The organism is Curtobacterium sp. MCBD17_008 (assembly GCF_003234475.1).
Taxonomy (GTDB): domain Bacteria; phylum Actinomycetota; class Actinomycetes; order Actinomycetales; family Microbacteriaceae; genus Curtobacterium.
Genome location: NZ_QKTK01000002.1, coordinates 175884 through 200476 on the forward strand (window position 1 = coordinate 175884; position 24593 = coordinate 200476).

Sequence of the window (24593 nt, forward strand, 5' to 3'; positions counted from 1 at the left end):
CATGCTCCTCTTCCTCCGCCGGTGGCTCCGGCACCTCGTGGCCCCGGTTGCCGGCGCGGTGTACCTCGCGCTGTGGATCGTCGCCGAGGCCGGTCGCAGCGACCTCACCGGACACGTCCTCGTCGTGTCCGCCTTCGCCGTCGCGATCGGCCTCGCGAACTGGATGCCGTCGACGAGTCTCGGTCTGGTCGTCGTCGTCCCCGTCCTGCAGGCGCTCCGGCTGCTCGACCGTCCCCGCGACACGACCTGGCCGGAGTACCTCGCCATCGCGATCGTGGTCGGCATCATCGGTGCCGGGCGCTCCGGTCTGCTCCGCTGGCTCGCGATCCCGGCCCTGGGTGTCGCCAGCGCCGCCGCTGCTTGGGCGATGGTCGTCCCCACCGTCGCCGACCAGGACGTCTGGGCCTCGTGGACCGGCTCGCTGTCCGGCACCCGTTCCGACCTCGCCTTCCTGGCCCTCGCCATCGCCGGTGCGAGCGGGATCGCCTGGGCCGTCGGTGTGGCGATCGGGGCGACCTGGCGGGTCGGGCTCGCGCGAGTCCGCGTCGTCGAGGCGGAGCAGGAGACGGAGGCAGCCAGTGCGGAGCTCCGCGCCGAGCAGGAGCGCGCCCGCATCGCGCGGGACGTCCACGACTCGCTGGCGCACTCCCTCGCCGTCGTCGTCTCGCAGGCGCAGGGCGCCGCGGCGCTCACGGTCCGGGACGGACCTGCCGCCACGGCGCTGCAGGACATCGCCGAGGTGAGCCGGACCGCCCTCGGGGACGTCCGCGCCCTCGTCGAACGGATCCAGGGCACCGGCCAGGAGGCCCGACACGGCCTGGCAGACGTCCCGCACCTGGTCGAGGACATGCGGGAGCTCGGCATGCAGGCCGTGTTCGAGCAGCACGGCGCCCCGCGGCCGATCGGGGCCGAGGCCGGGGGAGCGGTGCACCGGATCGTGCAGGAGAGCCTGACGAACGTGCTGAAACACCAGGGCCGGACGGCGACCGCGCGTGTGGTGCTCGACTGGCGCGGGCCGGGGCTCGGGGTCGTCGTGACCTCCACCGGCAGCAGTCCGCTCGTCGCGCTCGACGGCCCGGGGTCCGGCGTGGCGGGGATGCGGGAGCGCGCACGGTTGGTCGACGGTTGGCTGCGTGCCGGGGTCGGCGACGAGGAGCACGAGTACGTCGTGACCGCGTGGTTGCCGACGCTCGGTGCATCGTCCGCACCGTCCGGTCCGGACGCGACCGCTGGCCTCCCGGCGGTCGTCACAGCCGGAGCGGCCGACGCGACCGGACCCGGTGGGACGAGCGTCACCGGAGCGTCCCGATGACGGCGATCCGTGTCGCCGTCGTCGACGACCAGCGGCTCTTCGCCTCGGGCATGCGGATGCTCGTCGACGCCCAGGACGACATGACGTGCGTCGGAACGGCCGCCGACGGTGCCGAGGCCCTCGCGCTCTGTGCGACCGAGCAGCCAGACGTGCTGCTCCTCGACCTCCGGATGCCGGTGCTGAACGGCATCGAGACGATGGCGCGCCTCGCCCGGCAGGGTGACGACCGGCCGCGGGTCGTCGCGCTCACGACGATCCGGCGCGACGACGCGGTCCTCGCCGCGCTGCGTGCCGGAGCGGCGGCGTTCCTGACGAAGGACGCGCTGCCCGAGGTCGTCACGGCCACGATCCGCGACGTGCACGAGGGACGACCGGCGCCCACGGAGACCGAGGCGCTCGACCTCCTCCGCGCGCAGGGCACCCTCGTCGAGTCCGAGCGCCGGGACGAGATCCTCGACGCCTTCACCGCTCGCGAGCGCGAGGTGTTCCTGCTCGTGGCCAAGGGGCTCAGCAACCAGGAGATCGCCGCGTCCGTGTTCCTCAGCGAGGCCACCGTGAAGACCCACGTCCGGTCGGTGCTCACCAAGCTCGGGCTGCGGAACCGGATCCAGGTCGTCATCACCGCACACGAACGCGGCCTCGTCCGCGCCTAGGGGGAACCATGCGCATCACCACCAGGGCCGCGAAGACCGGCACCCTCGTCCTCGTCGTGGCCGGTCTCGGCGCAGCCGTCCTGCACGGCCTGCCGGAGCCCGTCGACCATGCCGTCCGACCGACGACCACGAAGGACGTCGCGGCGTGGACGATGCCCCTCGACGGGTACGTGCTCTCGTGGGGGCCGGCCTCGTACGCCGAGAGCCTCGTCGAGCAGCCGTGCCTCCGGGCGGCCGGGATCGACGACCCGCCCCCGTGGGCGACGGCCGCGGGCCTCCGCGCCGAGGACGCCGCGCACGAGACCGCTGCACGAGGGAACCCCGCGCCGGCGCTCGCCGAGACCCGACCGATGACCGCCGACGAAGCCTCCGCGCGGGGGTACCGCGGTCCGTCCCTCGCCGGCGCGAACAACGAGGGCTTCCGGCGGTGGGGCTTCTCCACGGAGCGCAACGCGGCGTTCGACGCACTCCCGGCGGGGACCGCCGCGCGGTGCATCCGGCAGGCGCGGGCGACGCTCGGCACGGGGGACGACGGGTCGAAGGACGCGGCCGCGCAGGTCGCGAAGCGGCTCACCTACCTGGCAGCGGTGGCGGCGCGGTCGGACCCGGCGGTCGTCGCCGCAGCTGCCGACTGGCGGTCCTGCCTCGCGGACGCCGCCGTCGGTCCGGTGGCCGGGGGTCTTCCGGCCGACCCGTCGGGGATGCCGACCGCGTCGATGCGCGCCGTCGACTGGATCACGGACGTGGACGACGAGGACGTCCCGCGCGCCGAGGTCCGGCTCGCGGAGCAGGACGTGGCCTGCCAGGCGTCCACCGGCTACCGCCGGGCGCTGTACGACGCGGAGTGGCGGCGGCTGCTCCGCGTGACGGCGTCCGACGCAGCGGTGCTCGCGGCGGGTTCCCGCGACCAGGCGGCCGTGGACAGGCGGGTGGAGCAGGCGATCCGGCGGCTCGCTCCGGAGGCGCCGGCCGGCGTCCGCTGACCCCGGCCACTCGGCGCGGACGCATCGGGCCGTCGGCAGCTGCACCTGGGGGGAGCTGCCGCCGGCCCGCGGCCGTCGGGACGGCCGACACCGTGTCGACGTCGGCCGCGCGCCCGGGACGCGAGGTCCACGCACGACCGGTGCCGGGCCTCCCGGCCGGACGCCGTGTGCGAGACGGTGCGACACGCCCGGAGGCCCTGCTAGGATCGGTGACTGACTTCGGCGAGGGCCGCGCAAGCGGCCGTGATCGACGCGGTGGGAGACCCGGCCAGCCCTGGGAACGTTCCTCACGCGTGCACGCGTTCGAGTTGCAACACCACAGACCCCCCGATGCCGGCACTCCGGCGTCGTCCCCGACACCAGGAGGCATCATGGCTGACTACACCAAGCTCGCAGCGGAAGTCCGCACCAAGTTCGGCAAGGGTGCGGCCCGCAAGCTCCGCGCCGCCGACAAGATCCCCGCCGTCGTCTACGGCCACGGCACCGAGCCGCAGCACATCAGCCTGCCGGGCCACGAGACGATGCTCCTCGTCCGTACCGCCAACGCGGTCGTGGACCTCGACATCGAGGGTGCTGCCCAGCTCGCCCTCGTCAAGGACGTCCAGCGTGACCCGGTGCGTCAGATCATCGAGCACATCGACCTCGTCGTCGTGCGTCGTGGCGAGAAGGTCACGGTCGACGTGCCCGTCGTCATCGAGGGCGAGTCCTTCGCCGGCACCATCCACGTGCAGGACCTGGCGAGCGTCTCCCTGCTCGTCGAGGCGACCGACATCCCCGAGCACGTCGTCGTGGACGTCGAGGGCCTCGAGGACGGTGCGCAGGTCCACGCGTCCGACCTGCAGCTCCCGGCCGGTGCCGAGCTCGAGACCGACGCCGAGTCGCTCGTCGTCCAGATCGTCACCCCGCGTGGCACCGCTGACGACGACGCCGCCGACGAGGCCGCTGCCGAGGCGGGCGCCGAGGCCGGCACCGAGGGCGGCTCCGCCCCGGCCGACGCCGACTCCGAGTAAGACGACGACGACGTCTGGCCGACGCTGATGGCGGAGCGCACGTTCGTGGTGGTCGGGCTCGGGAACCCCGGGCCCGACTACGCGGGCAACCGTCACAACGTCGGCCAGATGGTCCTCGACGAACTGGCCGCCCGGATGGGTGCCACGTTCAGGAAGCACAAGACCCCGAACCAGGTCGCCGAGGGGCGCCTCGTACCGGGGGGGCCGAAGCTCGTCCTCGCGAAGCCCGGGTCGTTCATGAACACGTCCGGCGGTCCGGTCTCCGCCGTCCTCGGGTTCTACAGCGTGCCGCCGGCGGACCTGATCCTGGTCCACGACGAGCTCGACCTGCCGTTCGACTCCGTGAAGCTCAAGGGCAACGGTGGCCACGGCGGGCACAACGGCATCCGCGACGTCATCAAGGCGACGAACACGAACGAGTTCGCCCGCGTGCGGGTCGGCATCGGACGCCCGCCCGGCCGTCAGGACCCGGCCGACTACGTGCTGCGTGACTTCTCCGCCGCCGAGAAGAAGGCGCTGCCGAACCTCCTCGCCGACGCGGCCGACGCCGTCGAGGCGATCGTGACCGACGGCCTGCTCGCCGCGCAGCAGCGCTTCCACGCCCCGGCCTGATGAACGCCGTCGCCGCCGTCGTGCTCGCGACGAACCCGTTCGCCACGGCCGCGCTCGTCGTCGTCTCGGTCATGGGCATCGCGCTCGTCGGGACGGCGCGCTTCCTCGGTCGCCGCGCGGCCGAGCAGGCGCGCGAGGGCGAGCCGACGCCGCCGCCGGACGACCTGGAGCCGGGCAGCTCCTGAGCCGGAACCGGCCGGGAGGCCCGCCCCGGCTCCGCCACGCGCCTCCTGTTCGCCCGTCGCGCACGCCGCGACCGCTGTCGGGGGCCGCCGGTACCATCGTGTGAGTGACGATCTCGGGCCTCATCCCTGCGCTCTCGCGCGCCTCCTCCTTCGATCGTGCGCTCCGTGCCGCTCCTCGCGACGCCGACTTCTCGGTGGTCGACGGCCTGCGCGTGCCCCTGTTCGCCGCCCTGCTGGCCGAGCGCTCGGGTCCGCAGTGCGCCTTCGTCATCACCGCGACCGGGCGGGAGGCCGAAGCCGTCCGTGACGCCCTCAGCTGCACCGTCCCCGACGCGGACGTGCTCGAGTTCCCGGCGTGGGAGACCCTGCCGCACGAGCGTCTCAGCCCGAGCCCGCAGACCGTCGGCACCCGCATCGCGACCCTCCGCGCACTGCAGCGGTGGCAGGACGCCCCTGCCGCGGAGCGCCGGACGACCGTCGTGGTCGCGAGCGTCCGGGCAGCGCTCCAACCGATCGCCGACAACCTGACCGAGCTCGCTCCGGTCGTGCTGCGGAGTGCGTCGCGGGGCAACGACCTCGGCGCGATCGCCGCACAGCTCGTCGACCTCGCGTACGCCCGGGTGGACCTCGTCACCCGCCGCGGGGAGTTCGCCGTCCGCGGCGGCATCCTCGACGTCTTCCCGCCGACGGCCGACCACCCCGTCCGCGTCGACTTCTTCGGTGACGAGATCGAGGGCATCAAGGCGTTCTCGGTCGCCGACCAGCGGTCCACGGACGACGACCTCGACGCGGTGGAGCTCACCGCATCACGCGAACTGCTCCTGAGCGACGACGTCCGACAGCGGGCGCGCGAGATGCTCCACGAGTTCCCGAACCTGTCGCAGATGCTCGCGAAGGTGTCCGAGGGGATCCCCGTCGAGGGCATGGAGTCCCTCGCCCCGGCGCTGGTCCGCAAGCTCGTGCCGGTGACGGAGTACCTGCCCGAGGAAGCGACGATCGCGGTCTTCTCGCCGGAGCGGGTGAGCGGTCGCGCGCACAGCCTGGCCGAGACGAACCAGGAGTTCCTGCAGGCGGCGTGGAGCGCGGCCGTGGCGGGTGCCCAGGCGCCCATCGACCTCGACGCGGGCAACTTCCTCACGGTCCAGCAGCTGAAGAACACCCGCGGGCAGCGCACGTGGTGGACGGTGTCGCCGTTCGACTCCGGCGCCGACGAACCGCTGAGCGACGCCGACGCGGCCGCCGAGGCGGGGGAGTACATCCGCGTCCCGGGCGAGGCGATCCCGAGCTTCGCCGGGAGTGCGGACGGTGCGGTCGCCCACGTCAAGGCGCTGACCGACGACCAGTGGGCCGTCGTCGTGACGGCCCAGGGCCAGGGTCTCGTCGAACGTGCGGTGCAGGTGCTCGCCGACGCCGGGGTGGCCGCGCGCGCCGAGACGCTGGACGGGCCTCCCGAGCCGGGCGTCGCCATCGTCACGACGGCCAGCGTCGAGCACGGCTTCGCCGTCGCGGACCCGCGCATCGCGCTCCTCAGCGAGGCCGAGTTCTACGGCCGCAGCGTCCAGCAGGGCGCCCGCACCGTCAAGAAGCTCGCGAGCCGGCGCAAGAACGTCGTCGACCCGCTGCAGCTGAAGCCGGGCGACGTCGTCGTGCACGCCACGCACGGCATCGGCAAGTTCGTGGAACTGGTCAGCAGGGAGGTCAGTTCCGGCGGCCGGAACGCCGTCAAGCAGCAGCGTGAGTACCTGGTGCTCGAGTACGCGCCCTCGAAGCGGAACTACCCCGGCGACAAGCTCTTCGTGCCGACTGACCAGCTCGACCAGCTGTCCCGGTACGTCGGCGGCGAGAACCCGACCCTGTCGAAGATGGGCGGCTCGGACTGGTCGGCCGCGAAGTCGAAGGCGCGCAAGGCCGTGCGCGACATCGCGGTGGACCTCGTGAAGCTGTACTCCGCCCGTATGGCGTCGAAGGGGCACGCGTTCGGGCCGGACACCCCGTGGCAGCGCGAGCTGGAGGAGGCGTTCCCCTTCGCGGAGACCGTCGACCAGCTGACGACCATCGACGAGATCAAGCGCGACATGGAGAGCCCGATCCCGATGGACCGGCTGCTCTCCGGAGACGTCGGCTACGGCAAGACCGAGGTCGCGATCCGCGCCGCGTTCAAGGCGGTGCAGGACGGCAAGCAGGTCGCCGTGCTCGTCCCGACGACACTGCTCGTCCGCCAGCACATGGAGACGTTCCAAGAGCGGTTCGCCGGGTTCCCGGTGAACCTGCGCGCCCTGAGCCGGTTCCAGACCGAGAAGGAGACGAAGGAGACCCTCGCGGGCCTCGCCGACGGCACCGTCGACGTCGTCATCGGCACGCACCGGATCCTGTCGCAGAGCGTGCAGTTCAAGGACGTCGGCCTCGTCATCATCGACGAGGAGCAGCGCTTCGGTGTCGAGCACAAGGACCAGCTCAAGAAGCTCAAGACGAACGTCGACGTCCTGGCGATGTCCGCGACACCGATCCCGCGCTCGCTCGAGATGGCGGTGACCGGCATCCGCGAGATGTCGACCCTCGCGACCCCGCCGGAGGACCGGCACCCGATCCTCACGTTCGTCGGACCGCAGTCGGACCTGCAGGTGGCCGCGGCGATCAAGCGCGAGATGCTCCGCGAGGGCCAGGTGTTCTACGTGCACAACCGCGTGAAGGACATCCAGTCGGTCGCGTCGCACCTGGCCGAGATCGTGCCGGACGCCCGCATCGCCGTGGCGCACGGGCAGATGGGCGAGCAGGCCCTCGAGCAGGTCATGGTCGACTTCTGGGAGCGCCGGTTCGACGTGCTCGTGTCCACGACGATCATCGAGACCGGTCTGGACATCGCGAACGCGAACACCCTCATCATCGACAAGGCGGACAAGTACGGCCTGTCGCAGCTCCACCAGCTCCGCGGCCGTGTCGGTCGTGGGCGCGAGCGCGGGTACGCGTACTTCCTGTACGACGCCGAGAAGCCGCTGTCCGAGACCGCGCAGGACCGCCTCGAGACGATCGCGGCGAACAACGAGCTCGGCGCGGGCATGCAGGTCGCGATGAAGGACCTCGAGATCCGCGGTGCCGGCAACCTGCTCGGCGGCGAGCAGTCCGGGCACATCGCGGGCGTCGGGTTCGACCTGTACCTGCGGATGATCGGCGAGGCGGTGTCGCAGTTCCGCGGGGACGTGGCGGAGGGGCAGACCGAGCTCCGGCTCGAGATCCCCGTCGACGCGCACATCCCGGAGGACTACGTCGAGTCCGAGCGACTCCGACTCGAGGCGTACCAGAAGCTCTCCGCCGCGTCGGCCCCGGCCGCGCAGCCCGAGGCGATCGACATGGTCCTCGACGAGCTCACCGACCGGTACGGCACCCCGCCGCAGGCCGTGCTGACGCTGATCGAGGTGTCACGCCTCCGCCGGATGGCGCAGCAGGTCGGCCTGTCCGACGTGGTCGTCATGGGGTCGAACCTGCGGGTGGCGGGCAAGGAACTCGCCGACTCGGCGCAGGTCCGCCTCAAGCGGATGTTCGCCGGTGCACGCTGGTTCCCGCAGCAGGACGCCGCGAGCATCCCGGTGCCGAAGCCGCACGGCGAGACCCTGCCGGACGACGCCCTCATCGGTTGGGTGGAGAGCATCCTCACCGCGGTCTACGGTGCGCCCGCCCGTGCGGAGGCGTCGGCCGCCTGACGGTCCTCGTCCGGTGACCACCGGACGGACGGGAGGCCCGGGACGGATCCGTCCCGGGCCTCCCGTCCGTCACGTGGTCGCGCCGGTGCGTGGGCCGGCGCTACTCGGTGGCTTCGGCCTCGGACAGCTCGCGCCGCTGGCGGTACCGGCGCGCCCGCACCGACACCACGACCGCGGACGCGACCATCGCGATGCCCGACCCGACGAGGACCGCGAGGACGCCCTCGTCGACGATCTCCTCGTTCGCCGCGAACGCCAGTTCGTTCATGAGCAGCGACACGGTGAAGCCGATGCCGCCGAGCACGCCGACCGTCATCACGGAGCCGACCGAGAGGGTCGACCGACCCGGTCCGCGGAAGAGCCGACCGGCCACGACGCCGAACAGGGTGATGCCGATGACCTTGCCGACCGGCAGCGCCAGGACGACCGCCCAGAACGTCGGGGAGAGTTCGCCGATGCCGACGGCGGGGATCACGACCGCTGCGGAGACGAAGGCGAAGACGGGGAGCACGATCGCGTTCGACCACGGCTCGACCTGCTCGTGCAGGGTGCCGCCCGGACGTCGGGGGAGGACCAACCCGAGGGCCACACCGGCGATGGTCGCGTGCACACCCGAGTGGTACACGAGCCACCACGTGACGAGGCCGACGAGGACCATCGCGACGACGAGGAACGGCTGCGCGGCACTGCCCGGGCGCAGCCGGCGTCCGAGCAGTGCGAAGACCACGAGCAGGACCGCTGCTCCGCCGAGCGCGAGGAAGTCCGTGCCGTGCGCGAAGACGAGGGCGATGATGACGATCGCGATCAGGTCGTCGAGGACCGCGAGGGCGAGCAGGAACACCCGGATCGTCGCGGGCAGCCCGCGCCCGAACATCGCCAGGACCCCGAGCGCGAACGCGATGTCGGTCGCGGTGGGGATCGGCCATCCGTGGGTGTACGGCGTCCCGGCGGTGACGAGCAGGTAGACGAGCGCCGGCACGAGCACACCGCCGACCGCGGCGATGGCCGGGACGACGGCCGTCTTCGGGTTCGCGAGCTCGCCGGCGACCAGCTCGTGCTTCAGCTCGATGGCGACCAACAGGAAGAAGACCGCGAGCAGGCCGTCGCTGACCCAGTGGGCGATGGAGAGGTCGAGGCCGACCGCCCCCCACGGGGTGTGCCAGTCGAGGCCCCGCTCGAGACCGGGGCCGAGTGCGGTGTTGGCGACGACCAGTCCGAGGACGGCGGCGGTGAGGAGGGCGATCGCGCTGAAACGGGGCGAACGGACGAAGGACGGCATGCGGCTCCGGTGGAGATCGGGTACGGGGAACGGACCGTCGACCAGACTTCCCGACACACCTCCACCAGGATAGCGGGACGGCCCGGGAGCCCGATCCACGCGGAGCCGCGGGTGGCAGCATGGCGGCATGACTGCCGTTGCCGAACTCGTCGCCGTCGTGGACCGCCTGCTCGACCCCGAGCACGGATGCGTCTGGAACCGCGAGCAGACCCACGCCACCCTCGCCCGGTACGCCGTCGAGGAGACCTACGAGCTCGTCGACGCGATCGACGGCGGGGACGACGACGAGCTCCGCGAGGAACTGGGCGACGTCCTGTACCAGGTGGTGTTGCACGCGGGGATCGCCGCGCGGCAGGGCAGGTTCGACCTCGACGACGTGGCCGACTCCGTGCGCGAGAAGATGCAGCGCCGCCACCCGCACGTCTTCGGCGACGAGGAAGCGCACACGGTCGAGGACGTCATCCGGGTCTGGCGTGCCGCCAAGGCCGCCGAGAAGTCGTCGCGGACGAGCGCGTACACGGGCGTGCCGCGGGCGATGCCGCCGCTCGAACGTGCCGTGAAGCTCCTGGAGCGGTTGGAGGAGCGTGGTGACCTGCACGCCGCGATGGCCTCCGTGACGGACGGCGCCGTGCTCGAGGTGGTCGATCCCGTCACCGGTGCCCCCGTCGCTCCCGGTGTCGGCGGGGATCCCGCTGCCGCCGACGTCCCCGGAGCCCCCGTCGCTCCCGGAGCGCCCGGTGCTCCCGGTGTCGCCGGTGCTCCCGGTGTCGCCGACGCTCCCGGTGTCGCCGACGGAGTGGCGGCCTCCGGCGCGGTCGGTGCTGCGGACGTCGCCGGTGCCGCGGACCCCGGTGACGCCGCTGCCGGGCAGCAGCCGGGGACCCGGGTCGACGCGGCCTGGGGCGCCGGGATGCTCGCCGAGGTGGCCGTCGCGCACGAACAGGGCCTGGACCCGATCGCGAGTCTCCGAGCCGCGGTGGCGATGCTCGAGGTGGCGGGCCGCAGCCTCGAGCAGGACGACCGCCGAGACGACCGGGCAGACGACCGCGGGGACGACGAGGAGCGGGCGTCCTCCTAACCCGAAAAAGGAGGACGCCCGCGAGCGGGAGACGGCGTCACCAGGGAGCGACGCCGACAGGGGATCCCGCTCGAACCGCGGAGGCGCTTGCAGCACGCCGCCTCCGCTGCCGGCCGACGCGCGGATCAGGCACGCTCCGACCGAGGTTCTGGATGCAGAATATCAGCGGACACGTGCTGCTGCAAGAGGCGGTCGTGCTCTGCGAGAATCGACGGCATGGCGACGACCGTGACGGCCCCCAGGGGCATGCGAGACCACCTCCCCGCCGACAAGGCCCGGCGGGAGCACGTGCTCGGCGTCATCCGCGGTGTGTACGCGCGACACGGGTTCGACGAGATCGAGACGCCGGTCGTCGAGGACGCCGCCCGCCTCCACTCCGGACTCGGTGGCGACAACGAGAAGCTGGCCTTCGCCGTGATGCGCCGCGGGCTGACCACCGAGGACCTGCGGCAGGCCGACGCGCCGCTGGACCTCGCCGACCTCGGGCTGCGGTTCGACCTGACCGTCCCGCTCGCCCGGTTCTACGCCTCCCACCGCGCCGAACTGCCGAGCGTGTTCCGTGCCGTGCAGATCGCGCCCGTGTGGCGTGCCGAGCGTCCGCAGAAGGGGCGCTACCGCCAGTTCGTGCAGTGCGACATCGACGTCCTGGGCGAGCCCGGGCAGCTCGCCGAGATCGAACTCATCCGGGCGACCACCGCGGCGCTCGACGCGCTCGGCATCGTCGGCACATCGATCCGGATCAACGACCGCCGCATCCTGCTCGCGCTCCTCGCCTCGTGGGGGGTCACCGAGCAGTCCGCAGCCGACCGCGCTCTCATCACGGTCGACAAGCTCGACAAGATCGGGGCCGTCGGCGTCGCGGAGGAACTCGGGACCACGCTCGGCCTCGACCCCGCCGCCACGGCCGACACGATCCGGGCGCTCGAGTCCGCCGACTGGGACAGCGTGCGCGGTGCCGACTGGCTCGACGCCGAGGCGTTCGACGACCTCGAGCGACTGCGCGCGGCGCTCCCGGGCGTCGACCTCCGCTTCGACCCGACGCTCGTCCGCGGCATGGGGTACTACACCGGCACGATCTTCGAGGTCGCGCACCCCGACTTCGGGTACAGCCTCGGTGGCGGCGGCCGCTACGACGGCATGATCGGGCGCTTCCTCGGGCAGGACGTCCCGGCGGTCGGGTTCTCGCTCGGGTTCGAGCGGCTCGTGGACCTCGTGTCGCTGCCCGGTTCGGCCGAGTCCGACGCCGTCGTGCTCGTGTACGACAAGGACGTCGACCCGGTCCGGCTGGCCGCGCTGAAGGCCGAGGCGCTGGACACGCACCACCGCGTCCGCCTCGAGAAGCGCACGAAGAACATGAAGAACCTGCTCGCCGGACTCGCGGAGCAGGGCTTCGGCTCGTTCGCCACCGTCGGGACCGACACCACGTCGCTCGACGGCGTGGAGTTCCGTCCGCTCGCCTGACGGACTCCCCCCCGGTCATCCACAGCCAGGCGTCGCGGTGCAGCGGCGTCGCTAGGATCGACAGCGCAACCACCACAACCCAACGACAGGGAGTTCCCCGTGGCAGTGATCGATGCCGTAGGCGCACGCGAAGTCCTCGATTCCCGAGGCAACCCGACGGTCGAGGTCGAGGTCCTCCTCGACGACGGTGTCGTCTCGCGCGCCCTCGTCCCGTCCGGTGCCTCCACCGGCGCCTTCGAAGCGTACGAGCTGCGCGACGGCGACGACTCCCGGTACGGCGGCAAGGGCGTGCTCAAGGCCGTCGAGGCCGTGCTCGACGAGATCGGCCCGGCGCTCGAGGGCTTCGACGCCACCGACCAGCGTCTCGTCGACGCCGCGCTGATCGAGCTCGACGGCACCGAGAACAAGTCCCGCCTCGGCGCGAACGCCATCCTCGGGGCCTCGCTCGCCGTGGCCCGCGCCGCGGCCGACTCGGTCGACCTGCCGCTGTTCCGCTACCTCGGTGGCCCGAACGCGCACACGCTCCCCGTGCCGCTCATGAACGTCGTCAACGGCGGCGCGCACGCCGACACCAACGTCGACATCCAGGAGTTCTTCCTGGTGCCGTACGGCGCCGAGTCCTTCTCGGAGGCCCTGCGCTGGGGCGTCGAGACCTACCACGCCCTCAAGGGCGAGCTGAAGAAGCAGGGCCTCGCGACCGGCCTCGGTGACGAGGGCGGCTTCGCGCCGGAGCTCGCCTCGAACCGCGCCGCGCTCGACTTCCTCCTCGCGGCGATCGAGAAGGCCGGCTTCACCCCGGGCAAGGACATCGCGCTGGGCCTCGACGTCGCCAGCACCGAGTTCTTCCACGACGGCAAGTACTCCTTCGAGGGCAAGCAGCTCTCGAGCGCCGAGTTCACGCAGTACTTCGTCGACCTGGCCCGTGACTACCCGCTCGCCACGATCGAGGACCCGCTGGCCGAGGACGACTGGGAGGGCTGGACCCACCTGACCGCCGAGCTCGGTTCGAAGCTGCAGATCGTCGGCGACGACCTGTTCGTCACCAACCCGACGCGGCTCCAGCGCGGCATCGACGAGAAGGCCGGCAACTCGATCCTGGTCAAGGTGAACCAGATCGGCACGCTGACCGAGACCCTCGACGCGGTCTCCCTCGCGCACCGCCACGGCATGACCGCGATCCTGTCGCACCGCTCCGGTGAGACCGAGGACACCACGATCGCGGACATCGCGGTCGCGGTCGACGGTGGTCAGATCAAGACCGGCGCCCCGGCCCGCTCGGACCGCGTCGCCAAGTACAACCAGCTGCTCCGCATCGAGGAAGAGCTCGGCGACGCGGCGGTCTACGCCGGCCGCTCCGCCTTCCCGCGTTCGGCTTCGCTGTAACCCAGCACCCCCGAGACGCCGTCCTCCGTCCGGAGGGCGGCGTCTCGCCGTTCCGCGGAACGGACCCGTCCGCGCGTGCCACCGACTCACGCGAGCCGCCTCGTCTGCGCGAGACGCCCTGTCTGCGCGAGCCGTTCCTCCCGTCTGCGCGGGACGCCCCGTCTGCGCGAGACACCCCCGTCTGCGGACGACGCCGCGGTGCGCGCGAGACGCCTCCGAATTCGGCGGCGTCTCGCCGAGGTGGCGGCGATTCGGCGCGGCCAGGGCGTCTTGGGCCCCTGAGCCAGCCTGCAGACCCCGGCGGCGCCTTCAGGTCGGTGGAGCGAGACGCCCCCGTCTGCGTACGACGCCGCGATGCGCGCGAGACGCCCCCGGATTCGGCGGCGTCTCGGCGGCCTGGCGGCGTCTCAGCGCGGCGGGGGCGTCTCGGGGACCCGAGCCGGACTGGAGGCGCGGGGCGCGGGGACGCTTCCAGCGTCGGCAGCCGTCGCTGAGAGGGTGCGCAACGCGCGCGCGGCGGGATGCCGAGCCCCGACGGCCGCGTTATCGTCGTCGTCGTGCCCAGCCAGAAGCCCCGCGTCCGCCGCGTCCCCGTGGCCATGCCCGAGGGAGCGACCTCGGGACAGCCGTGGTACCGGTCGCTGCACTTCTCCGGGTTCAGCTTGCTGATGCTCGCGATCATCGTGCTCTTCGTCGTGGTGCTCGCCCCCTCGCTCCGCACGCTCGTGCAGCAGCAGGACCAGATCACCGACATGCAGCGGCAGGTCGCGGCGCAGAAGGCCGACGTCGCGCAGAAGAAGCACGACGTGGCGCGCTGGGACGACCCCGCTTACATCGAGGCACAGGCGCGCGACCGCCTGCTCTACGTGTACCCGGGCGAGGAGAGCTACCTGGTGATGGGCAGCGAGGCCGGCGCTTCGGCCACCCCGGCGCCGAGGACCGAGTCCGGCACCCCGGTCAGCTCGACGGTGCAGACGCCGGACGTGGACTGGGTGCGGTCGATGCTCTCGTCCGTCCTCGAGTCCGGGCTGTCGGACGAGACCGACGACGAACTCGAGCGCCGCGGCGACACCGGTGCCGGCAGCGGCAGCGACACCGACCGCGGGACGGACAGCGGCTCGTCCTCCGAGTAGGGGCCGACGCGCGGAGTCGGGTAGGCTCACGTGCCCGTGACGACCCCTCCGTTCGACCCGCCGACCGCGCACGACGTGCAGGTGGTGACCGCCCAGCTCGGACGCCCCGCCCGTGACGTGATCGGCATCGCTGCTCGCTGCGTCTGCGGCAACCCGACGGTCGTGTCCACGAAGCCCCGCCTCGGCAACGGCACCCCGTTCCCGACGCTCTACTACCTCTGCCACCCGGCAGCCACCGCAGCGGTCAGCACCCTCGAGGCGAACCAGGTCATGCCCGAGCTGGCCGCCCTCCTCGAGGACGCGGACACCGCTGAGCAGTACCGCCACGCGCACCAGGCGTACCTCGACGACCGCGAGTCGATCGAGCACGTCGAGGAGATCGCGGGCATCAGCGCCGGTGGCATGCCCACCCGTGTGAAGTGCCTGCACGCACTGGTCGGGCACGCCCTCGCCGCCGGACCCGGCGTCAACCCCATCGGAGACCTCGCGCTGGAGCGCGCGGACTGGTCGCCGTCCCGGTGCGAATGCCGGGCCTATGATGAGGATGCAGACGCCGGAGTCGGGGTGGGTGGCGGCGAGTCCTGACCAGCCGCCCAGCATTCCAACCACCCCAAGGAGATCACCAACCGTGCCCAAGATCCTCGTCGTCGGCGGCGGCTACGCCGGCTTCTACACCGCATGGAAGCTCGAGAAGCACCTTCGCCACGGCGAAGCCGACGTCGTCATGGTGGACCCGCTGCCGTACATGACCTACCAGCCGTTCCTCCCCGAGGTCGCCGCCGGGTCGATCGAACCGCGTCACGCCGTGGTCTCGCACCGCCGCCACCTCAAGTCGACCCGCGTCGTCACCGCGAAGGTCACCGGGGTCGACCACGCGAACAAGACCGCGACCATCACCCCCGCGGTCGGCGAGCCGTGGCAGGAGTCGTACGACCAGATCGTCATGACCGCCGGCGCCGTCTCGCGCACGTTCCCGATCCCGGGCGTCGCGGACGAGGCCATCGGCCTGAAGACCATCGAAGAGGCCGCGGCGATCCGCGACAAGATCCTCACCAACTTCGCCAAGGCAGCGAACCTGCCGGCCGGCCCCGAGCGGCAGCGTCTGCTCACGGTCGTCGTCGTCGGTGGTGGCTTCGCCGGTATCGAGGTCTTCGCCGAGCTCCGCTCCTTCGTCTCGGACCTGCTCAGCAGCTACCCGCAGATCGCCTTCGAGGACACGCACTTCCACCTCGTCGAGGCGATGGGCCGCATCATGCCCGAGGTCTCGCTCGAGACCTCGCACTGGGTGCTCAAGAACCTCGCCGAGCGCGGGGCCACCGTGCACCTCGAGACGCAGCTCGCCTCGGCCGTCGGTGGCGTCTGCCAGCTCAAGGCCAAGGACGAGTCGATCGAGGTCATCGAGTCCGACCTGATCATCTGGACCGCCGGCGTCATGGCGAACCCGATGGTCAAGGGCACCGACTTCCCGCTCGAGCCCCGCGGCCGCATCACGGTGCAGCCCGACCTCCGCATCGTCGACGAGGGCACGGTCATCGCCGACGCCTGGGCCTGCGGTGACGTCGCGGCCGTCCCGGACCTCACCGGTGGTGGCGTCGGCGGCATGTGCGTGCCGAACGCCCAGCACGCGGTCCGTCAGGCCAAGCAGCTCGCGAAGAACCTCGTCGCGACCCTGCGCGGCGAAGCGACCGTTGACTACAAGCACGAGAACCTCGGTGCCGTCGCCGGCCTCGGTCTCGGCATCGGTGTCTTCCAGTCCGGCAAGTTCGCGATGAAGGGCTTCCTGGCCTGGGGCGCCCACCGCGGCTACCACGGTCTGGCCATGCCGTCGTGGGAGCGCAAGATCCGCGTCGTCGGCGACTGGGTCTCCGGCTTCTTCCTCGGTCGCGACATCGTGTCGCTCGACGACCGCGAGACGCCCCGCGCCGCGTTCGAGGCGTGGGCCTCCCGCCCGAAGCCGGCCGTCGAGGCCGCTCCGGAGGCCGAGTCCCCGGCCGAGGGTCAGCCCGCCGGTGCTGCCGGTCCCGCGTACGCCACGCCCGCCGAGGACGTCTCGAAGGCCGCCGAGCCCGTCGGCGCCGGCGAGTCCGCCAAGACCGAGTAGGCAGCGCACACCCGCTGTCGAGAGGGCGGTCACCCGACGGGTGGCCGCCCTCCGGCGTCGGTAGGCTGTCCCGGCGCGGCCGCCCGTCGCCGTGCGCCCCCGTGGCCCAATCGGTAGAGGCATGCGACTTAAAATCGCCGAGATGAGGGTTCGAGTCCCTCCGGGGGTACGGAGACCGGACGGGCATCCGACTCAACATCGCCGAGATGAGGGTTCGAGTCCCTCCGGGGGTACGGAGACCGGACGGCACGCCCGCCGTACTCGTTACGCTGACCAGGTGGTCGGGATCGGGAGCGCGCTGACGAACCTCCGGGACGCGCTCCGGCGCCCCGAGGCCCACGTCGAGGTCATCGACGGCGAGACGGTCCCCGTCGGCATGCTGCTCGGCACGCTCGGCGCCCTGCTCCTCGACGCCGGCAGCTCGGTCACCGACGTCCGCTCAGCGCTCGAGAAGGCCCGCGACGCAGCGGGTGTCGGCAACGGCCTCGCCATCGGGGTGCTGCCCGCGCTCGTCATCGTCAGCGAGACCGCGACGGGCGCCGCGACGATCGTCAACGCCGAGGGCATCGAGCTCTCGTTCCGCCAGTCCGCCCGCGCGAACCGCCTGGTGCTCGGTCTGGAGCGCGGCGCGATCGCCCTCGCCGAGATCCCCGCCCGGGTCCGGAGCATCCGCCAGGGCACGCGACCACCGGCCCCGCTGCCGTGGGTGCTCGGCAACGCACTGACCTCCGCCGGGCTCGCGGTCGTCTTCCGGTGCCCGTGGTGGGCGGTCCTCCTCGCGCTGGTGGTCGGGGCGCTCGTGGGGGTCATCGGTCTGCTGCTCCGGCGCTTCCGTGAGGCCGTGGCCGTCGTGCCGTTCCTCGCGGCCTTCTGCTCGACGGCCGTCGTCGGACTCGTCGCCGCCGGCACGGGCTTCGACCACGTCCCGCTGTACGCCGTGTGCGCGCCGGTCGCGGTGTTCGTGCCCGGAGCACTCATCACGAACGCCCTGCTCGAACTCACCGCCGCCGACATCGTCACGGGGTCGGCCCGGCTCATGCAGGGGCTCATCATGCTCGGCTTCATGGCCGCCGGGATCGCGGCGGGGAGCACGGTGACCGGCCTCCGCATCGACCCGACCTCGGCGGCACTCGTCGGCGAGGTCGCGGGCATCGGCACCGACCGACCCGGCTGGGAGGCCGTCCCGGCGCTCTGGGCGTCGTGGGTCGCCGTGGTGGTCCTCGCGACCGGCATCAGCCTCGTCTTCGGATCCGGGTGGCGCCTGACGGCGGCGTCGGTCGTCGTCATGGTCACCGCCTACGCCGTCGTGTCGTTGCTCACGCCGCTCAGCGGCAGCGTCGTCGCGACGGGCCTCGCCGCGGCGCTGCTGTTCGTCGCGACGCGTGTCCTCGAACGCATCGTCCCGGTGGTGCCGGCGACCGTGTCGTTCCGGCCGGCGTTCCTGCTGCTCGTGCCCGGCACGGTCGGGCTGGTCGCGGTCGCGACGTTCGACGCCGCCGCGCTCGCGACGCCGCTCGCGACCTTCGTCAGTCTCTGTGTCGGGACGAAGATCGGCGGGCTGCTGCCCGGCCTGTTCGCCCGGTCCGCACCGACCCACTGACCGAGGGGATCCGGCAGCCGGCGCCGGGACCACCTGGCGTCACACGACCGGGGCACGTCGTCCCGTTCTGGAGGCTCGGTCTCCGCCCGCAGGACGAGTGAGCGGACTGCGCGTGGTGGGCTTCCCGGCCGACGCCGTGCCGGTCACTGTCGGACCGGTGCCCGGTCCATACGGCGTGTGCGGGCCTCCCGGCCGACGCGTGCCTGTCGCTGTCGGACCGGTTGCCGCTCCGTGCGGAGCATGCGGCCTCCCCGCCGGTCGCATCCGGTGCGCGCCCGCCGCCGCCTCCACGGAACCGGTCAGGACGCGGAGGCACCTCCGCGGAGCCGGGGCCAGAGCAGGACTGCTGCCGCGAGGGCGACGACCACCGCGACCGCGGAGGCCCAGGCGACGACCGGCAGGTGCGTCCCCGTCGGGCCGGAGTAGACCGCCGCGGCCAGACCGACGGCGACGGCTGCGAGGGCGCCGTACCGCGGACGGGACGCGGCGGCGAGGGCTGCTCCTGCCGACCCCCGGAGCGGCAGGAGCGTCACGACGAGTGCGCCGAGGCCGCCGACGCAGAGCGTGCTGGCGAACTCGGACACGAGCGAGGCGGTGAACCCGGACCCGGCCGTCACACTGTGCACGACCCATCCGACGGCCGCGAGGACGAGCAGCGTCACCGACCGCCACGTGGCACTCCGCGCACAGGCCGCGACACCGTTCCCGAGTCGCATGGTGGCGGTGTCCACGTCGGTGCGGCCGACGGGCACCAGGAGGACGCCGACGACGAGGGCGGGGGAGAGGTCCGCGGTGCGGGTGAGGCCGCTCGCGACGACCGCCGCGAGCACGAGACCGGGTGAGACCCGGAAGGTGACGGCTCGTCGATCCTCACCAGCAGCCCACCGCGTCGCGAGCACGACACCGGCCGTGAGCACGACGACGCCGGCGAGGACGGCCAGGGCGAGTCGGACGTAGCGAGCCTCGAGGGCGATCCCGGTGCCCAGCAGCGTGGACACCGCGGCGAGCGTCGTGCCGACCGCGATCGAGACCCAGGCCGGCAGTGCGTCGTCACCGCGTGTGCGCTCGGACCGGGGCCGGTTGCGGCCCGTGAAGCGGGAAGCGGGACGCGGCAGTCGCCCGCGGAGGGCGCCGGCGAGGACCCGCACCGGTCCGGCCACCAGGAGCAGGAACGCGGCGGCGACGCCGACCGCGATCGCGAGCGTGCGCCAGGAGAACGAGGACTGGATCGTGGGGACCGCGTGGTCGTACGCCGTGGCGACCGTCCAGTCACCTGCTGGGCCGGACCAGTCCGGCCTTCCGTCGGGTCGGCCGTCGGTGCCACCGCCGGGCACGCCCGCGGAGGGTGGGCCGTCGGCGGGGCTCCCCGGTCCGCCACCGGGTCCGTCCTCGGGGTCGGACTGCTGTCCTCGGCCGGGCCGGGGCGTCGGGGCCACGGCGCCGCTGCCGGAGGAGGGGCGGTCGGCGCCCGGGTCCGATCCGGACCCGTCGGTGGGCGACGGCCCGGCGGCCGACGGCCCGCTCACGCGGACCGGGACCGCGGGCGCCGCCCGGGAGGTGTTGCCCGCGACGTCCTGCGCCCCCGCGCTGATGCGGTGGGCGCCGCCACGGAGCACGTCGGCGACGCGGCACGACCACGTCCCCGACGCCGTGACCTCCGCCCGGCACACCGCGACGTCGTCGACGTAGGCGGTCACGATGGTCCCGGGCTCCGCGGTGCCGGCGATGCGGACCGAGCGTGCGCCGACGACCGCGGATGCCGACGGGGTGCCGATGCGGGGAGCGGCCGGGGCCGTCCGGTCGATCGTGATGCTGCTCGGCGGCGAGACCGCGCTCCGGAGGTCGGAGCGGTACCCGTCGGCCGTGCTCGCGGTCTGCGTCGCCGTCACGGTGTACGGGCCGTCTGCGGGCGCACCGGGACCGACGGCCCAGGAGACGTGCCAGGTGCCGGCGGGCCCGACGACCGCGGTGCGCACGGCCGTGCTGCCGGCCCGCGTGACCGTCACGGTCGCGCCTGGTCGGCCGGTGCCCGTGACGGCCCCGGCGGTCGGTCGCCGGGTGGTGACGACCGGTGGGACGATCACGTCCGACGGAGCGGCGTCGGCGCTCGGGAGGGACGAGGTGGTCGTGTCGAGGACGGTGAAGACCTGCGCCGGTCCCGAGTGCACGGTGCCCACGCACGACCAGGTGCCGTCGGCCCTGGCGGTCGTCCGGCACACCGAGGCGGACGGGACGGCGGGGTCGGCGACGCGGACACCGTGACCCGGGGCGGCACGGCCCGAGAAGCGCGCGAGGTCGGTCGTGAGGTCCCCGGGGTCGGCGATGGTCGGCGCCGTCGGGGTGCCGCCCGACGGCGGCGCCACGGGTGTCCGGCTCGGTGACGGGCTCGGTGCGGCGGGCGCCGGGACCGGGTTCGCGAACGTGGGTGGCTCGGTCGGCGGCGCGGTCGTGCCGGCACCGGGCAGGGTGGAGGGGACGGCGGCCACCGGTACGGCGTCGAGCGGGACCAGCACGAGGGGTACCAGGACGAGACCGGCCGCGGCGAGGAGCAGGCGGGCGACCGTGCCACGGCTCCGGGATCGCCGAGCCCGGGTACCGCCCCTCGCGCCCCGGTGTCCCACGTCGCCCCCTGCCGTGTCCATCCCCTCCATCCCACGTGATCAGGCGCCCCGGGTCAACACCCCGCGCGGACGATCCGGCCGGTTCTGCGCCGATCGTCGCCCGAGCCGGGCGTGGTCCGCGAGCAGGGTGTGCGGCACTCGGGAATCGGCCGTGAAGATCCTCCCCCGGTGAGGGCGCTCCGACCTGCTCGGTAAGATCGTCGAGGACCTCCCTGGTCCGCCCGACGGACCCTGGTGGTCCGGCACGACCGCGGCCCGACGCGCAGAGGAGCACGACCGAATGGACACCGGACTCATCACGGCACTCATCGTGGTCGGCGTGGTGGTCGTCGTCCTCGTGGTGATCGGGATCTGGCTCTGGGTCAGTCACAAGTCGCTCGTCGCACTGCAGGGACGGGTCGACAGCGCTTGGTCGGAGATCGCCGAGCACCTGCAGCACCGTGCCGAGTTGATCCCGACGATCGTGAGCACCGTGCAGGGGTACGCCGCGCACGAGGAGTCCGTCTTCTCCGCCGTGGACCGGGCCCGCACCGAGACGCTCTCCGCCGGGGACGCCGTCGCGGCCTCCTCCGCCGAGGGGCACATGCAGAAGGCACTGAAGAGCGTCTTCGCGGTCGCCGAGCACTACCCGCAGCTCCAGTCGAGCCAGGGGTTCCTCGAACTCCAGTCGCAGCTCGTCGCCACCGAGGACAAGATCCAGTCCGCACGCCGGCACTACAACGGCGGCGTCCGCGAGCTCAACACCAAGGTGAAGTCGTTCCCCACGTCCACCTTCGCGAAGCACCGCGGGGTCGGGCCCGCTCCGTTCTTCGAGACGGCCGAGCCCGCCGCGATCGCGGAACCCCCGCGCGTCCAGTTCTAGGCGGTCGCGTTCGTCAGCCGTCCCGTCGTGGACGGACACCCAGCGCGCCGGCCAGGTCCGCGGCGGCCGTCCCGCGGTCGGTGACCTCGACGTCGCCGAGCCCCTGCCACGCCGCCGTCCGGCGGAGCAGTGCTGCCAAACGGTCGACGTCCACCACCGACCCGGGCTCGTGCCAGGCCGTCCGGACGTGCAGCACCCCGCGCTGCCGGTCGCTCTTCAGGTCGACGCGCCCCACGAGCGCCTCGTCCTGCAGCACCGGGAGCACGTAGTACCCGAACACGCGCTTCGGTGCCGGCGTGTAGATCTCGATCCGGTAGTGGAAGCCGAACACCCGCTCGGCACGCGGCCGGAACCAGACGACCGGGTCGAACGGGCTGAGCACGGCGTCGGCGTCGATCCGTCGCGGCACCCGTGCGTCGACGTGCATCCACGCGCGGTCCTTCCACCCCGCCACCGACACCGGGACGAGCTCGCCGGCGTCCTCCAGGTCGGCGATCGCCGCAGCGGTGTCGTCCGCGCGCAACCGGTGGTGGTCCGCCAGGTCCGCGCGGGTGCCGATGCCCACCGCGCGGGCCGAGCGTCGGACGAGTTCCCGGACGGCGTCCTGCCGGTCCGGAGCGGTCGCGAAGTACCCGGCCGGCAACACCTGGTCGGGGAGCGCGTACACCCGCTCGAAGCCGGCACGGCCCGCGCTGACGACGTCGCCCCAGCGGAAGAGCTGTTCCAGCCCGTGCTTCACGTCGCTCCAGCCCCACCAGGGGCCCCGGCGCACGTTCGACTCGTGCTCGACGGCGCTCGCCGGCATCGGCCCCTGCGCCGCGAGCAGCGCGAGGAGCTCACCGCGCACCCGGGCGGTGCGTTCGACCCCGGCGATCCGGTTCGGCCGCGTCGCGTCCCGCTCCCGGTACGCGTCCATGCGCCAACGGAACAGGCGGAGGTCGTCGCGCGGGACGAACGCCGCCTCGTGCGCCCAGTACTCGATCCACGGGCTGCGCTGGGTGAGCGTCAGCCGGTCGAGGGCCGCCTTGTCGTAGGCGCCGAGGCGTGCGTACAGGGGGAGGTAGTGGCTCCGCTCGAAGACGTTGACGGAGTCGATCTGCAGCAGGCCGAGACGTGCCGCGCCGGCCGACACCGTGCGCGCGGTGACCGCTTCCGGTCGGGGCCGGCCGAACCCCTGCGCGGCCAGGGCCACCCGGCGGGCCTCGGAGGCGGAGAGCGTGGTCCTGACCATGGGGGAACGCTACCGACGGCGCCCGACACCGCGTGCCGATCCGGTCCGTGCCGCGCCCGGTACTCCTGCGGCATCCCGTGGATACAGTGAGCGCATGGCTTGGGTCAAGAAGGCGCACCCCGATCCCGTGGTCGAGGAATCGGTGCCGATCGGCATGCGGATCGCGGGGGCGTTCTCGTGGCGGGTGCTCGTCATCGCGGGCGTGATCGCGCTCTTCGTCTGGCTGATGACGATCTTCAGCGACATCCTCGTCCCCTTCCTCGTCGGCATCGTGATCTCCGCGCTCCTGGTGCCGATCTCGAACCGGCTGCAGCGGCACCACGTGCCGAAGTGGCTCGCCGTCGTCCTCAGCCTGCTCGGCGGGCTCGCCGCGGTCGCAGCGCTGCTCTGGCTCGTCATCGACCAGATCATCGCGTCGTACCCCTCGCTCCGCGACCGAACGGTGTCCCAGTTCGGCAACGTCCGCGAGTTCGTGCTGAACTCCGGATTCGGGATCTCACAGGCGGACGTCGACAACTGGATCGGGGAGGCCACCACCTGGGTGCAGGACAACACCGGGACGATCCTGTCCGGTGTCGCCACTGCCGGCTCGAGTGCCACGCACGTGTTCGAGGCGCTCTTCATCATCCTGTTCACCACGATCTTCCTGCTCATCGACGGCAAGAACGTCTGGCGCTGGACCGTGCGGCTCTTCCCGCGCAAGGCCCGCGCGACCGTGGACGGGGCCGGCGTCGCGGGGTGGATCACCCTGACGAGCTTCATCCGCGTGCAGATCTTCGTGGCCTTCGTCGACGCCGTGGGCATCGGCCTCGGTGCGTTCATCGTCGGGCTGTTCTTCGGCGGCATGCCGCTCGTCATCCCGATCGCCGCGATCGTGTTCCTCGGTGCCTTCATCCCGGTCGTCGGCGCGATCGTCACCGGCTTCCTGGCGGTCTTCGTCGCGCTCATCTTCAACGGTCCGCTCGCGGCGGTCCTGGTGCTCGGCGTCGTCCTGCTCGTCCAGCAGATCGAGGGCCACATCCTGCAACCCCTCGTGATGGGCAACGCCGTCAAGGTGCACCCCCTCGCGGTCGTGCTCGGTGTGACCGCCGCGTCCGGGCTCGCCGGCATCGCCGGGGCGTTCTTCGCGGTCCCGCTCATCGCGACGCTCAACGCGATGGTCACGACCATCGCGAGCGGCCGGTGGCGGGGACTCGACTCGGAGCACGTCCGCGAGGCGACCCCGAAGCGCGGCCAGCACGGCCGCATCCAGCTCCTCCGACGACGTCGTCACCAGATCGGCGACGACGTCCCGGCACCGGGCAGCGACGCGCAGCCCGCGGCCGAGCCCGGGACCGCCAGCACGAACTGAGCGTCACGTGGCACGCGACCGCTCCGCGACCGACGATGAT

The 24593-nt window shown here is 72.7% G+C and carries 19 protein-coding genes and 1 tRNA gene; 17 read left to right on the forward strand and 3 right to left on the reverse strand.

Features of this window, described 5'->3' with window-relative positions; translation table 11 throughout:
• The first annotated feature begins 1 nt into the window (after position 1).
• The 7 genes from DEI95_RS02665 to mfd all read left to right on the forward strand — a co-directional run bounded on the left by DEI95_RS02665 (position 2) and on the right by mfd (position 8453).
• Positions 2-1312, forward strand: coding sequence for a sensor histidine kinase (locus tag DEI95_RS02665; RefSeq protein WP_111059303.1), 1311 nt, complete (start codon positions 2-4; stop codon positions 1310-1312).
• Positions 1309-1965 carry a response regulator transcription factor gene (locus DEI95_RS02670; protein WP_111059304.1) on the forward strand — a complete coding sequence of 219 codons (657 nt, stop codon included), beginning with the start codon at positions 1309-1311 and terminating at the stop codon, positions 1963-1965. The genes DEI95_RS02665 and DEI95_RS02670 overlap by 4 nt, the downstream gene beginning before the upstream one ends.
• 8 nt (positions 1966-1973) lie before the next feature.
• On the forward strand, positions 1974-2948 hold the full coding sequence (locus DEI95_RS02675) for a hypothetical protein (RefSeq protein ID WP_111059305.1): 975 nt from the start codon (positions 1974-1976) through the stop codon (positions 2946-2948).
• 371 nt (positions 2949-3319) lie between these two features.
• The gene (locus DEI95_RS02680; RefSeq protein ID WP_110890355.1) at positions 3320-3958 is read left to right on the forward strand and encodes a 50S ribosomal protein L25/general stress protein Ctc; all 639 of its coding nucleotides are present in this window, start codon (positions 3320-3322) and stop codon (positions 3956-3958) included.
• Positions 3959-3985: 27 nt separating this feature from the next.
• On the forward strand, positions 3986-4570 hold the full coding sequence (pth, locus tag DEI95_RS02685; protein WP_110823613.1) for an aminoacyl-tRNA hydrolase: 585 nt from the start codon (positions 3986-3988) through the stop codon (positions 4568-4570).
• Positions 4570-4755, forward strand: a complete 186-nt coding sequence (locus DEI95_RS02690; RefSeq protein WP_110890354.1) for a hypothetical protein — start codon at positions 4570-4572, stop codon at positions 4753-4755. The genes pth and DEI95_RS02690 overlap by 1 nt, the downstream gene beginning before the upstream one ends.
• Before the next feature lie 104 nt (positions 4756-4859).
• Positions 4860-8453, forward strand: a complete 3594-nt coding sequence (mfd, locus tag DEI95_RS02695; protein ID WP_111059306.1) for a transcription-repair coupling factor — start codon at positions 4860-4862, stop codon at positions 8451-8453.
• 100 nt (positions 8454-8553) lie between these two features.
• On the opposite strand, the gene nhaA is transcribed toward mfd, so the two are convergent.
• Positions 8554-9732 (reverse strand): Na+/H+ antiporter NhaA, encoded by a 1179-nt coding sequence (gene nhaA, locus DEI95_RS02700; RefSeq protein ID WP_111059307.1) that lies wholly within the window; start codon positions 9730-9732, stop codon positions 8554-8556.
• A gap of 127 nt (positions 9733-9859) precedes the next feature.
• On the opposite strand from nhaA, the gene DEI95_RS16885 reads away from it, so the two are divergent.
• The 8 genes from DEI95_RS16885 (at position 9860) to DEI95_RS02740 (ending at position 18488) form a co-directional block, all read left to right on the forward strand.
• The gene (locus DEI95_RS16885) at positions 9860-10810 is read left to right on the forward strand and encodes a MazG family protein (RefSeq protein ID WP_258367418.1); all 951 of its coding nucleotides are present in this window, start codon (positions 9860-9862) and stop codon (positions 10808-10810) included.
• Positions 10811-11026: 216 nt separating this feature from the next.
• Entirely contained in the window at positions 11027-12271 is a 1245-nt protein-coding gene (hisS, locus tag DEI95_RS02710) for a histidine--tRNA ligase (RefSeq protein ID WP_111059308.1), read from the forward strand.
• Between the two features lie 99 nt (positions 12272-12370).
• Entirely contained in the window at positions 12371-13654 is a 1284-nt protein-coding gene (gene eno / locus DEI95_RS02715; RefSeq protein ID WP_110890349.1) for a phosphopyruvate hydratase, read from the forward strand.
• A 557-nt stretch (positions 13655-14211) separates the two neighbouring features.
• Positions 14212-14787, forward strand: coding sequence for a septum formation initiator family protein (locus DEI95_RS02720; protein WP_111059389.1), 576 nt, complete (start codon positions 14212-14214; stop codon positions 14785-14787).
• A gap of 36 nt (positions 14788-14823) precedes the next feature.
• A complete protein-coding gene (locus tag DEI95_RS02725; RefSeq protein ID WP_110823620.1) occupies positions 14824-15372 on the forward strand; it encodes a DUF501 domain-containing protein in 549 nt (182 codons plus the stop codon).
• Positions 15373-15415: 43 nt separating this feature from the next.
• Entirely contained in the window at positions 15416-16888 is a 1473-nt protein-coding gene (locus tag DEI95_RS02730) for an NAD(P)/FAD-dependent oxidoreductase (RefSeq protein WP_111059309.1), read from the forward strand.
• A 95-nt stretch (positions 16889-16983) separates the two neighbouring features.
• Positions 16984-17057, forward strand: a tRNA-Leu gene (locus DEI95_RS02735).
• 108 nt (positions 17058-17165) lie between these two features.
• Positions 17166-18488, forward strand: a complete 1323-nt coding sequence (locus DEI95_RS02740) for a threonine/serine exporter family protein (protein WP_181419411.1) — start codon at positions 17166-17168, stop codon at positions 18486-18488.
• Between the two features lie 299 nt (positions 18489-18787).
• Here the strand turns inward: DEI95_RS02740 and DEI95_RS02745 are convergent, their stop codons facing one another.
• Positions 18788-21130 carry an Ig-like domain-containing protein gene (locus tag DEI95_RS02745; RefSeq protein WP_181436173.1) on the reverse strand — a complete coding sequence of 781 codons (2343 nt, stop codon included), beginning with the start codon at positions 21128-21130 and terminating at the stop codon, positions 18788-18790.
• 259 nt (positions 21131-21389) lie between these two features.
• Between DEI95_RS02745 and DEI95_RS02750 the strand changes: the two genes are divergently transcribed.
• On the forward strand, positions 21390-21971 hold the full coding sequence (locus DEI95_RS02750) for a LemA family protein (protein WP_258367419.1): 582 nt from the start codon (positions 21390-21392) through the stop codon (positions 21969-21971).
• Positions 21972-21984: 13 nt separating this feature from the next.
• Here DEI95_RS02750 and DEI95_RS02755 read toward each other — a convergent pair whose 3' ends face one another.
• Positions 21985-23202: a winged helix-turn-helix domain-containing protein gene (locus DEI95_RS02755; protein ID WP_111059311.1), complete on the reverse strand. Its 1218-nt coding sequence runs from the start codon at positions 23200-23202 to the stop codon at positions 21985-21987.
• Positions 23203-23296: 94 nt separating this feature from the next.
• Between DEI95_RS02755 and DEI95_RS02760 the strand changes: the two genes are divergently transcribed.
• Positions 23297-24553 carry an AI-2E family transporter gene (locus DEI95_RS02760; RefSeq protein WP_258365748.1) on the forward strand — a complete coding sequence of 419 codons (1257 nt, stop codon included), beginning with the start codon at positions 23297-23299 and terminating at the stop codon, positions 24551-24553.
• Positions 24554-24593: the final 40 nt, after the last annotated feature.